The organism is Jutongia hominis (assembly GCF_014384965.1).
GTDB lineage: Bacteria > Bacillota > Clostridia > Lachnospirales > Lachnospiraceae > Butyribacter > Butyribacter hominis.
Genome location: NZ_JACRSW010000040.1, coordinates 1 through 12,460 on the forward strand (window position 1 = coordinate 1; position 12,460 = coordinate 12,460).

The following is a 12,460-nucleotide window of genomic DNA, read 5'->3' on the forward strand; positions in this document are numbered from 1 at the left end:
CCGATCGAGCAGGCGGTAGAAAAAGCAGTCACAGAGTGTATTCGTGAAAATATATTAGCAGACTTTCTAAAAAAGCAAAGAGCAGAGGTGGTAGCGATGTCTATATTAGAATATAACGAAGAAGAAGAGCTCAAAAAGATCCGGGCAAGTGAGAGGCGCGGAGGCTATGATGATGGCTGGAATGCCGGAAGAATCGAAGGAGAAGCTGCCGGAAAGATCGCAGGAAGGATCGAAGGAGAAGCAGCAGGAAAGATAGCAGGCAAAAAAGAAGTATTACTGGAGATTTTAGAAGAAAAAGGAGAGATAACAGGATTGTTGAAAAAGAAGATTCACGATCAAAATGATATGACAATTCTAAAAAGTTGGATTCAAAAGGCATGTATGACTGATTCGATTGAAGAATTTGAAAATGATATCTGAAGTATGTGATAGTGGAAAATACTATCACACTATCGTTGTTTTGTACATTCATTAAGAACGCATTTTTTGAAAAAATATAATTTTTTTATAAGTTTTTTGGAGGTCATATTCTTATGGAAATGGCCTCCTGCTTTTTGTGTAGTAAAAAAAGCATAGTGTATCAAGGTGCTGTATAAAGTTCCTTCTAGGTATATACTTACTTTACTCCCTTTTGGAAATATGCTAAACTGAAAATGTTAGTATTCGTAATAAATGACAAATTAGTAAAAATAGATGATAAACGGAGGATCAGAAGATGGTAGTAGCACCGAAAGTAAAAGGTTTTATGTGTACCACAGCACATCCGGAAGGATGCAAAGCAGCAGTAAAGTCACAGATTGATTATGTAAAGTCGCAGCCGAAGTCGGAAGGACCGAAAAAAGTTCTTGTGATCGGTGCATCTATGGGATATGGACTTGCAAGCAGAATTGCATTGACATATTCATGTGATGCAGATACGATCGGTATTATTTTTGATAAAGCAGGAAAAGAAAAGAGAACAGCAAGTGCCGGCTGGTACAATACAGCAGCATTTGAAACATTTGCAACAAAAGATGGTTATTATGCTAAGTCCATCAACGGAGATGCCTATTCACAGGAAATCAAGGATGAAACGATCGAACTGATCAAAAAAGATTTTGGCAAGGTAGATATGGTGATTTATAGTGTAGCCGCTCCACGTCGTAAAGCTCCGGATGGAGTTACATATCGTTCTACATTAAAGACAGTGGGAGAAGAATATACGAATCAGACGATCGATCTTCTGACCAATGAAATCACGGAAGTGACGATCCCGGCAGCAACAGAGCAGGAAGTGCATGATACGATAAAAGTAATGGGCGGAGAAGACTGGAAACTCTGGATTGAGCAGTTAAAAGCAGCAGATGTATTAGCAGATCAGGCGATTACGGTAGCGTATTCTTATATCGGACCGGAAATAACCTACCCTATCTATAAAGAAGGATCGATCGGACAGGCAAAGAAGCATTTGTATCAGACAGCAGATGAACTGAATGAAGAGGTAGACGGACTTTTGGCATATGTTTCTGTCAATAAAGCGGTTGTAACACAATCAAGTGCTGCCATTCCGATCGTTCCGTTATATCTTTCTTTGCTTTTTAAAGTAATGAAAGAAAAAGGACTTCATGAAGACTGTATTAAGCAGATGTACCGTCTGGTACATGATCGTCTTTGTTGTAAAGAGATTCCTACCGATCAGAATCGTTTGATCCGCGTGGATGATTATGAAATGAAGCCGGAAGTACAGGAAGCAGTTGCTAAACTTTGGGATAAAGTTTCAAAAGACAATATCAAAGAGATCGCTGATCTTGATGGCTATTGGGATGAATTCTATGAAATCTTTGGTTTTGGGATTGATGGTGTGGATTATGATGCGGATGTAGCAATCCAGATTCCGATTCCAAGTCTGGATGAGTAGAAAGAATGGAAAGAACCAAAGAGGATATGCATTTATAAACAAGAGCGTTGCTGTATCTTGGATGAAAAATGAAATGTGTTTTATGATCTTTGGAGAGGCTCCTTTAAAAAAAAATAAATAAATAAAACGCAAGTGCAAAAATAAATTTTCCTTGCTATCCTGAAATAAAAATGATATACTATCAACTGTCGGCAAGAAAAGATTCTGCGAGAAACTTTTGTGCCGGATATGCGGATATGGCGGAATTGGCAGACGCGCTAGATTTAGGTTCTAGTGAGCAACCCTCGTGCAGGTTCAACTCCTGTTATCCGCATTTGATTTTTAAGGCTGAGAGCATTCTCGTTTATGAATGTTTTTCAGCCTTTTTCTTTTGTTTCTATCCCCTATCGACATGGTAAAATATTCCGTCTGTCTTTTCATTTATAGCATAATTTGTTAAAATATATGTTCATGGTGTCAGAGAACACAGATAGTATGAGAATGTTATTGTGAAAGGACGGAATCAGAACAATGAAACAAAAGTCAAATCCGGTTGCATTACTTCCGATCGGTGTCTTTTTAATCTTATATCTTGGACTTGGAATTACATTAGAATATATTATGAAAGTGCCAATGGGTTTTTACAATGTACCGATCATCGTGGCATTTCTTGCAGCAATACTAGTAGCCTGCTTACAGAACCGATCGGTATCTTTTGATGAAAAGCTAGAAATTATGGCGAAAGGACTGGCAGATAAAAATATCATTACAATGCTCTTGATCTTTTTGACTGCCGGTGTTTTTGTCGGTGTTGTCGGACGAAGCAGCGCGGAAAGTGTGGCATATTTTATGTTGCAAATGATTCCGGCAAAATACGCAGTTATGGTTCTGTTTGTGGTTGCTTGTTTTGTATCGGTTGCAATGGGAACTTCTGTTGGGACAATTACACTTCTGACACCGATTGCAGCGGCTGTGTCGGAAGCATCGGGATTTGGTATGCCTCTTTGCGTTGCTACGGTTATGGGTGGCGCTATGTTTGGTGATAACCTGTCGTTTATATCTGATACAACGATCGCAGCATGCAACGGACAGGGCTGCAGAATGAAAGATAAATTTTACAAAAACTTCTGGATTGCATTCCCGGCAGCTGTGGTCACTCTTATACTGGTTGGTGTCATATCTGCAAATACAACGGTAACAGGCGGCATACAAAAAGAATATCATTTGATCCGGATGATACCGTACATTTTAGTGTTGTTAGGCGGAATAGCGGGCTGTAATGTGTTTTTAGTGCTTTTGTCCGGAATCTTTTCCGGAAGTCTGATCATGCTTCTGACAGGAAAGTCTACAGGTGTAGAACTCATTGGCAATATGGGGAGTGGAGTCAGCGGAATGTTTGAAACCTGCATGGTAGCAATATTGGTTTCTGCAATGTGTGCTTTGATCCGTGAATATGGTGGGTTTGTGGCATTGCTTGGCTGGATTCAGAGGATGTTTAAAGGAAAAAAGGGCGGTCAGATCGGTATGGGCATTCTGGTAGCCGCAATGGATGTAGCAACAGCGAACAATACGGTAGCGATCGTTATGGCAAATCCTATTGCCCGTGAAATGGCAAAAACATATGGGGTATCTGCTAAAAAGTCGGCTTCTTTGCTCGATACATTTTCCTGCATCACACAGGGAATCATTCCGTATGGAGCACAAATGCTTGTAGCGGTATCGGCAGTTTCCGAATTAGGAAAAAATATATCGGCTTTTGATATCATTCCATTTTTATTTTATCCGTTTTTCCTTTTGATCAGTTCTCTGGCATGGATCATTTTTGGAAAAGAAGAAGAGGTTACGACAGCGTGCGAATATCGGTAGACACTACATACTTGTCTTTGTATACTTTTAAGAGCTGCATAGGCGATTGTTGTAGGTGAATCTGCTGCTGCTCTTTGGAAGCCCATTCTTCGACTAAAAGGATCTGATCGTCTTTTTCAACGTGCAAATAGTATTCATAACGAAGGCAGCCGTCTTCCTTTCGAATCTGTTCTAATATATGACTGTTTTGAACATCCTGTAAAAAGGATGTTCTTTTTTGTGGCTGTAATGTATAGGTGACTAATAATAACATAAGAATTCCTCCGGTGTTGATCTGATTGGATTATTTGGTAAACAGGTTAGTTGACGGAAAACCAAAATATTTTTATACTAATAGTGATACATATGAAAAAGTAAGCTTTTACAAGTTTGTATGTGAAAAGATAAATGCATATCTTCTGGAGTCTATATGTTCTATATGCAATTATTTTTGTTTCTAAAAGATTTTTGAAGTATTCTATTAGAGTAAAAATAGCTTCGGAATTCTCATATAGTATAGCAAATCTTGTGTAAAATGGGTAAGTAAAATAGCAAAAGTACAGACAGAAGTATATATATCAGGGTATAAAAAAGAAACATTATCTTGGAATATATCAGGGTATAAAAAAGAAACATTATCTTGGAATATATCAGGGTATAAAAAAGAAATATTACCTTGAAATATATCAGGGCGCAAAAAGAAACATTACATTGAAATACATCAGCGAATCAAAGCAAAACATTAAATCAACATACGTAGACAGCAACATAAATGAGGTAAAAGATGAAAAAGAAGATCCGAAAAAAGATAGTAGCGTTATGCATGATCACAACCATGCTTATTTCATTATGCAGTTGTTCGGCTGGCGGCAATAAGTCACGCGAAAAAGAACGAGAATTTCCTAAATTAGTGATCGGTGCAGATAATTATGAACCATTTAATTATATTGGAGAAGATGGTGAATATCATGGAATCGATGTCGCACTTGCAAGAGAAGCGTGCAAAAGAATGGGCTATCAGCCGGAGTTTCGTCAGATTGACTGGGATCAAAAAGATAATATATTAGAAAGTGGAAAGGTAGACTGTCTTTGGGGCTGTTATACCATGACCGGTCGAGAAGAAAAATACAACTGGGCAGGACCTTATATGTGCAGTCGTCATGTAATAGTGGTTCGTAAAGATAGCAGTATCAAGAAATTATCGGATTTGAATGGCAGGATTGTTGCAGCACAAGTTGGTACAAAACCGGAAACTTTGTTTTTAAATAAAAGCAATCATTTACCGAAAATAAAAAGTCTGGTGACTTTTAAAACAATTGACGAGGTGATTTCAGCATTGCGAAAAGGATATGTTGATGCAATAGCAGCTCATGAAGGTGTTTTGAGACAATACACCAAAGATGAAATAACGCAATATCGTTTTCTGAGTGAAAGTATTTATTCTGCAAAACTTGGTGTTGCTTTTTCGAAAAAAGGTGATCAACAGATAGCAGATAAGTTAACAAAAGTATTGAGAAAAATGGTTGCGGATGGAACCGTTAGCCGGATTGTGGAAAAATATAGTATGAATGGCATACAGGCAGTAAAAGATTTGGAATAAACAGGGAAAAAATCTTATGAAAATAAGGTTTTAGTTATAAGGTGATTCAAAAAGAAAGGCAGGTATTTTATTGAAAAAAGTGTTAGAAATTTTAAAAGGACTTCGTTGGAAAAATATTCTTTTGCTGACGATTGCAGGCTGTATTAATGCATTTGGTGTAACAATTTTTTTAGCACCGGTAGAGTTGTATGACAGTGGAATTTCAGGTACTTCCATGCTGTTATCCCAGATTACACCATCGTATCTTTCACTATCGGTATTTCTGGTCGTATTAAATATTCCTCTTTTCCTATATGGATTAAAAAAGCAGGGGATCTATTTTACGATTTATGCAACATATACGGTCATTATCTATTCTTTTATGGCATGGCTCATTACAGATGTGTTACCGATAGATGTAAGTCTGGCATCTCCACTGGCAGGAAAAGATTTACTTTTATGTGCTTTGTTTGGCGGATTGGTATCGGGAATTGGAAGCGGTCTTGCTATTCGTTTTGATGGAGCAATGGATGGCATTGAAGTTATGGCAGTAATCTTTGCAAAGCGACTGGGCGTTTCAGTTGGAACCTTTGTAATGACATATAATGTGCTCTTGTATATCATCTGTGGTATTGTGATCCACAGCTGGATTCTTCCGTTATATTCTATTGTAACTTATATGGCAGCATTAAAAACCGTTGATTTTATTGTAGATGGTTTTGACCATGCAAAATGTGCAATGATCATTACGACAAAAGCAGATGAGATCTGTGATGCACTTTCGTTGGAATTTGAATCCGGTCTGACTAAAATAAATGCAGTGGGCGGATATTCCGGTATAGAAAGAACCGTGATCTATTTTGTTGTCAATCGTTTCCAGATCACGAAGATGCGCGAGATCATAAGTGAGATTGATCCATCCGCATTTATTGCATTACATGATATTACCGATGTATTTAGTGAGAACCAATAAAAAAGAATCAGAATAAAACAGAGAAATGTTATGCGGCCGGATGAATAAAGTTCAATACAAAATAAAAGAAAAACAAGGAACATATTTGTAATAAAAAAATGATAAAAAGTATATTATGGATTCCTTTTGGCTACAAGAGCATAAAAACAGATGCTTGTACAATATTTATCTATAAAGTTGTTACAATTTATTCATAGTTTCATCATTTGCAATTAACAAAATCTCATTACAATAGAATTATCAAATGAAGGAAAAACATTTGATGAGTGCTTAAAATTTTTTTCATACCTTCTCCTTAAAGAATCGCTTCCCCGGCGATTCTTTTTTTGGTTATATAGGAAGCTTTCCGTTTCCTATATAATAATGATCTGCAAGGGTGCTGTTTTTGAATCTATTTGACCTTGACACCATTTAGCAGATAGAGTAAAACTAAAAAAGCATACTATTTCAAGGAAAAAGGAAAAAGACATGAACGAAACCACGAATCAAAATATACGATATGCTTTTATAAAGTCGATTCCGGTCATGTGTGGCTATCTTTTTTTAGGGATGGCATTTGGAATATTAGCACAGACTTCCGGGTTTTCTGTAATATGGGTTCTTTTACTGAGTATATTTGTTTATGCAGGATCGATGCAATTTATTATGATACCGATGCTTGCAAGCTGTGTTTCTCCGCTTACGATGTTTCTGACAACAATTTTTGTTAATAGCCGTCATTTGTTTTATGGGCTATCGTTTGTTTCTTCTTTTCAGAAAATGAGATCGAAGATCTACATGATCTTTTCTTTGACAGATGAGACTTATTCGGTGCTATGTGCATGCAGGAGCATGGATGAACAGGAAAGACACCGGGATACATGGTTCTGGATATCTCTTCTTGATCAGGCATATTGGGTGATCGGTTCGGTAACCGGTGCTTTGCTTGGAAAAGCTTTGCCGGTAGATTTTACGGGAATAGATTTTGCCATGACAGCATTATTTGTTGTTATTTTGTTAGAACAGGTCTTAGGAAAAGTAAGAAAAACGAAAATGGCAGCCATGACAGGCGGTGTCATTTCTCTGGTGTGTCTGTTTGCTTTTGGCACCACGAATTTTTTACTGCCCTCTTTGGTGATCACGGTCTTTCTTTTATCAGCCGGTCAGGTACATGAGCAAAAGAAAGGGAGACATATTGACGCTTAGAGACAGGTTCGATATACTTAAAGTCATATGGCTAGGAAAGGAGAATGTGTAAGAATACATGAGTAAAGATAGAAAGAAATGGAGTATACTGCTTACACTTGGTCTGACGATCTGTGGTACATTGACCGGATGTGGCGGAAAAAAAGAGATTAAGACAGTCAATGTAAAAGTACAGGAAGCATCCAAGATTGCGATCCCGGTAAAAGCTAAGGATAGCTTTTATTATATTGATGCAAATGGTAAAAAGCTTTTTGATAAGGAATTTTCGTATGCCGGAGCATTTCAAGATGGTATGGCGGTTGTAGAGAAAAAGGGGAAAACAGGTTATATTGATACAAAAGGAAACTATTGCGTTAAACCGATCTATGATCAGGGAAGCGATATGACTAATGGCTATGCTGTTGTAGCAAAAAATGATCAATACGGATATATCAAGCAGTCCGGAACCATTGCAATCGAGCCACGTTATGAAGAAGCATATGTATTTGCAAAAAATGGACTGGCTCGTATTAAACGTAACGGAAAATATGGCTTTATCAATGCACAGGGAGAAGAAGTGATCAAAGCTGTCTATCTTACGGCATCTGATTTTGACGACCATGGCAATGCGATCGTACAGACAAAATCCGGTTATGGTGCGATTGATCAAAAGGGTGTACAGACAGTAGCCTGTCAATATGATTCCATGGGAGCATTTAGCAAGGATGGTTTGGCATTGATCTGTCAGAATGATCTGTATGGTTATGTTGACCGGACAGGAAAAGTGATCGTTAAGCCTAAATATGAGAATGCACGTGATTTTGGTGATAACAAAATGGCAGCAGTTTTTCGTGCAACACGCTGGGGATATATCAATACAAAAGGAAAAGAAGTGTTGAAGCCGACTTATGTTAAAGCTTGGAATTTTGTTGGCGGACGTGCATTGCTTCAGAAAAATAAAAAGTTTGGCTATCTTGGAACAGACTTTGAATATGAGATCGATCCCGATTATGAAAAGGCAAGAGAGTTTTCTGAAAATGGACTTGCCGTAGTCTGTATGGATGGAAAATTCGGTGTGATCGACCGTTATGGTAATCAGGTTGCAAAGACAGAATATAATGACATTCAGGACTTTGGCGATACCGGTTATACGATCGTACAAAAGAATGGAAAATACGGTATCATGAATGCAAAAGGAAAAATTACGGCAAAGATTCAATATCAGGCAATTGGAGTGATCAGTGCAATAAACTGACCGGTGCAATAGACGGATCAGTATGCTGTCCGGTAAGCGAACAGATCAAAAAAGTACGTCGGATAGAAAGTAAAAAGCATATAGTAAGAAAGATATTACATTTCTTTAAAGTCAGAATGAAAATTGACTTTAGCAGATGGGTATATACAGAAATCTTACTATATGCTTTTCTTTTAAAAGATATAAGTGATATAGAATCTTGCTATGTGATTTGGTTTCCTTTTAAAAAATATAAGTTATATGGTGACGGCATTTTAACGGGTATGATCAAAACGCTGTCTTTGCCTTTTATTTCTTATTGGCAGCTTCGTTGATCAGTCCGACGATCTTTTCAATCGAATTATTCAACTGGCTGCGTTTCATGGCTTTTACATATTCGTCACGATGTTCATATGCTTGTAAAACGGCATCATAAAGTTTCTGGTCAGTAACATCTTCTTCCTGAATAACAATACTGTAACCGGCTTTTTCAAATGATGCGGCATTCAGGATCTGATCACCACGGCTGGCTTGTGCTGATAATGGGATCAGGATGTTTGGTTTACGAAGAGCAAGGATCTCACAGATCGCATTTGCACCGGCACGGGAGATCATTACATCAGCGGCCGCCATCAGATCACATAATTCTTCTTTGATATATTCATATTGTACATATCCTTTCGTACCATTTAAGGATTCATCGAGCTTGCCTTTGCCGCAAAGATGGATGATCTGGAATTTTTCTAACAGTTTTGGAAGAATACTGCGGACCGCAGTATTGACTGCAACTGCGCCAAGACTTCCTCCAATGATCAGAAGCGTAGGTTTCTCATCGGTAAATCCACAGAAAGCAAGCCCTTTTTCTTTATCGCCGTGGAAGAGTTCCTCGCGGATCGGTGAGCCGGTAAGAACAGCTTTTTGCGGCGGAAGATGCTTGATCGTTTCCGGAAAGTTCGTGCAGACACGGTTTGCACAAGGAATGCAAATCTTATTTGCAAGTCCCGGTGTCATATCGGATTCATGGATCACACAAGGAATCTTTCTGGATTTGGCAGCCAGTACAACAGGAACGGATACAAAGCCGCCTTTGGAAAAGACAACATCCGGTTTGATCTTTTTTAGTAATTTACGTGCCTGATGCAGTCCTTTAATGACTTTGAACGGATCGCTTAAATTCTTTATATCAATATAACGGCGCAGCTTACCACTGGAGATCGGATAATAAGGGATATCGAGATCTGCGATCAGTTTACGTTCAATACCTTCGTAAGAGCCGATATAAGAGATAGAATATCCCTGTTTTTTTAATTCCGGTATCAATGCAATGTTTGGTGTAACATGTCCGGCAGTACCGCCACCTGTTAATACTATTTTTTTCATAGTATGTAACCCTCCTTTGGAAATACAAAATGATACAGACCGGGTGTTTATGTCGGCCTGCTTCTTTTTTTCTATCATATTATTATAGTATAGATCACAAAATAACTGCAATGTTTTTTTGAAAAATATCCGAAAGTTTCCAAACCATAAAGCAGCCATTCGTAAAACAAAATAGGAAATGCGTCCTATTAACGTTTTTGATTTGTGTTTCTATTTCTTTTCTTTTTTGGAGCACTGTTTCACCTGATAAGAATTTTTAAGATTTTTTTCTTTTTTGCCCTGATTATGGGCGCTCTCATCTGATATAGGGGCAAGGCCAGTTCTGATGTACATTGCTGTTTGGGAATCTCTAAGCCCGTCGCCACTTGCGCTGCAAAAAGAGTATTTGCTTTTTGCAGTGCTATGTGTGCGCTACGTGGCTTTGCGAAGCGGAAGCGTGTCCCAAACAACAATGCTACTCAGACTGAGTCGCCCCTATAGTTATGACCCGCGCCCAATCAGCAAAAAAGATTAAAAAATCAAAAATTCTAATCAGCTGTCGTGTCTATCCAAAAAATAAAAAGAAATAGAAACACAATTTAATATGTTAAGATAAGACGCATTTTCTATTTTGTTTTATGAGAAAAATGATTGATTAGAAAGGCGTTCTATATTATAATGTAAAGGTTGCTTAGATTGTATAAACAAAGAAACAGGCTTGTCATAGGACAGCTTTACAGAGTGAGGAGGTACTTGTAGATGGATTATGATGTGATCATTATTGGAGCCGGACCGGGAGGTATTTTTGCGGCATATGAACTGACAAAAGAAAAAAGTGATCTGCGTATCGCAGTCTTAGAGGGCGGCCATGCATTGGAAAAGAGAAAATGTCCAATTGATGGAGATAAGATTAAATCATGTATTAATTGCAAGAGCTGTTCGATTATGAATGGTTTTGGCGGAGCAGGTGCATTCTCTGATGGAAAATATAATATTACCAATCAGTTTGGTGGCACGCTTTATGAATATATCGGGAAAGAAAAAGCCATGGAACTGATGCACTATGTAGATGATCTGAATGTAAAATACGGTGGAGAAGGCACAAAGCTGTATTCCACAACCAATACGCACATTAAGAAACTTTGTTTACAAAACGGACTTCATCTTCTGGATGCGTCAGTACGTCATCTGGGAACAGATATCAATTATATCGTGTTACAGAATATGTACAAAGAATTAAGTTCAAAAGCAGACTTTTATTTTGATACTTATGTAGAAAGTGTTCAAAAGACAGAAGAGGGTTATGTAGTATCTACAGCAGATAAAAACTACAGCTGTAGTAAATGTATCGTTTCCGCAGGAAGAAGCGGAAGTAAATGGGCAGAAAAACTTTGCAGTGATCTGGAGATCAAAACAAAATCCAATCGTGTGGATATCGGTGTCCGTGTCGAACTTCCGGCAGAAGTATTTTCGCATCTGACCGATGAATTATATGAAAGCAAGATCGTATATCGCACGGAGAAGTTTGAAGATCTGGTTCGTACATTCTGTATGAATCCGCATGGCGTTGTGGTTAATGAGAACACGAACGGTATTGTAACGGTAAACGGACACAGTTATGAAGATCCGGCAAAGCACACGGCAAATACAAACTTTGCACTTTTGGTTGCCAAGCATTTTTCAGAGCCGTTCCGCGACAGTAATGGATATGGTGAGAGTATCGCCAGACTTTCCAATATGTTAGGTGGCGGTGTTTTAGTACAGCGTTTCGGCGATCTGATCCGTGGACGACGCAGCAATGCACGCCGAATCGAGGAAAGCTTTGTAACGCCGACATTAAAGGCAACACCGGGTGATTTAAGTCTTGTTATGCCAAAGCGTATCTTAGACGGAATTATCGAGATGATCTATGCACTTGATAAGATCGCACCGGGTACGGCAAATGACGATACGTTATTATATGGTGTCGAAGTTAAGTTCTATAATATGGAAGTAGAACTTGACCGTAACTTAGAGACAGCACATAAAGGCTTGTATATCATCGGTGATTGCAGTGGGGTGACGCATTCGCTTTCACATGCTTCGGCAAGTGGTGTGCATGTTGCAAGAGCTATCCTTGAAGAAAAATAATATCAGGAAAAACGACTGTCATGCAGAAAAAGAATGCGGTCAGGTTAAAAAGTCAGCTAGACAATAGAAAGAATGCATTTGAACTAAAAGGTCAGCAGACAATGGAAAGAATGCATTCTGGGAAGAAACGGTCTTGACAAATGAAAAAGCAGGTTATATTATGAAATATATCTTGTGTTGATAAAAGCGTTGATGGAGACAGTAGCTTTTTGGGAAAAGGCAAAGTGAATCCGGGATAGTGAGAACCGGATGCAGAGTACCGGATTGTGAAGATCACTCCGAAGCTTCGGATGGAAAAAG

The 12,460-nt window shown here is 38.3% G+C and carries 9 protein-coding genes, 1 tRNA gene and 1 pseudogene; 9 read left to right on the plus strand and 2 right to left on the minus strand.

Annotated features, from left to right (window positions below):
* The 4 genes and pseudogenes from H8700_RS11135 to H8700_RS11150 all read left to right on the plus strand — a co-directional run.
* Positions 1–420: pseudogene (locus H8700_RS11135) on the plus strand (hypothetical protein); the annotation flags it as partial.
* Between the two features lie 295 nt (positions 421–715).
* On the plus strand, positions 716–1,897 hold the full coding sequence (gene fabV / locus H8700_RS11140) for an enoyl-ACP reductase FabV (RefSeq protein WP_249305687.1): 1,182 nt from the start codon (positions 716–718) through the stop codon (positions 1,895–1,897).
* A 230-nt stretch (positions 1,898–2,127) separates the two neighbouring features.
* Positions 2,128–2,210, plus strand: a tRNA-Leu gene (locus H8700_RS11145).
* Between the two features lie 197 nt (positions 2,211–2,407).
* Positions 2,408–3,742 carry a Na+/H+ antiporter NhaC family protein gene (locus H8700_RS11150; protein WP_249305688.1) on the plus strand — a complete coding sequence of 445 codons (1,335 nt, stop codon included), beginning with the start codon at positions 2,408–2,410 and terminating at the stop codon, positions 3,740–3,742.
* On the opposite strand, the gene H8700_RS11155 is transcribed toward H8700_RS11150, so the two are convergent.
* Positions 3,717–3,995, minus strand: a complete 279-nt coding sequence (locus tag H8700_RS11155) for a putative quinol monooxygenase (protein ID WP_249305689.1) — start codon at positions 3,993–3,995, stop codon at positions 3,717–3,719. The two genes, H8700_RS11150 and H8700_RS11155, sit on opposite strands and share 26 nt — an antisense overlap.
* 510 nt (positions 3,996–4,505) lie before the next feature.
* Here H8700_RS11155 and H8700_RS11160 point away from each other — a divergent pair.
* From H8700_RS11160 to H8700_RS11175, 4 genes are all read left to right on the plus strand, one after another.
* Positions 4,506–5,321: a substrate-binding periplasmic protein gene (locus tag H8700_RS11160; RefSeq protein ID WP_249305690.1), complete on the plus strand. Its 816-nt coding sequence runs from the start codon at positions 4,506–4,508 to the stop codon at positions 5,319–5,321.
* A 79-nt stretch (positions 5,322–5,400) separates the two neighbouring features.
* Positions 5,401–6,273 carry a YitT family protein gene (locus H8700_RS11165; protein WP_330606375.1) on the plus strand — a complete coding sequence of 291 codons (873 nt, stop codon included), beginning with the start codon at positions 5,401–5,403 and terminating at the stop codon, positions 6,271–6,273.
* A gap of 468 nt (positions 6,274–6,741) precedes the next feature.
* On the plus strand, positions 6,742–7,458 hold the full coding sequence (locus H8700_RS11170) for an AzlC family ABC transporter permease (protein WP_249305691.1): 717 nt from the start codon (positions 6,742–6,744) through the stop codon (positions 7,456–7,458).
* A gap of 58 nt (positions 7,459–7,516) precedes the next feature.
* Complete coding sequence (locus H8700_RS11175) at positions 7,517–8,692, plus strand: WG repeat-containing protein (protein ID WP_249305692.1); 1,176 nt, start codon at positions 7,517–7,519, stop codon at positions 8,690–8,692.
* A gap of 288 nt (positions 8,693–8,980) precedes the next feature.
* On the opposite strand, the gene murG is transcribed toward H8700_RS11175, so the two are convergent.
* Complete coding sequence (murG, locus tag H8700_RS11180) at positions 8,981–10,051, minus strand: undecaprenyldiphospho-muramoylpentapeptide beta-N-acetylglucosaminyltransferase (RefSeq protein ID WP_022140731.1); 1,071 nt, start codon at positions 10,049–10,051, stop codon at positions 8,981–8,983.
* Positions 10,052–10,789: 738 nt separating this feature from the next.
* Between murG and H8700_RS11185 the strand changes: the two genes are divergently transcribed.
* The gene (locus H8700_RS11185; RefSeq protein ID WP_249305693.1) at positions 10,790–12,160 is read left to right on the plus strand and encodes an NAD(P)/FAD-dependent oxidoreductase; all 1,371 of its coding nucleotides are present in this window, start codon (positions 10,790–10,792) and stop codon (positions 12,158–12,160) included.
* Positions 12,161–12,460: the final 300 nt, after the last annotated feature.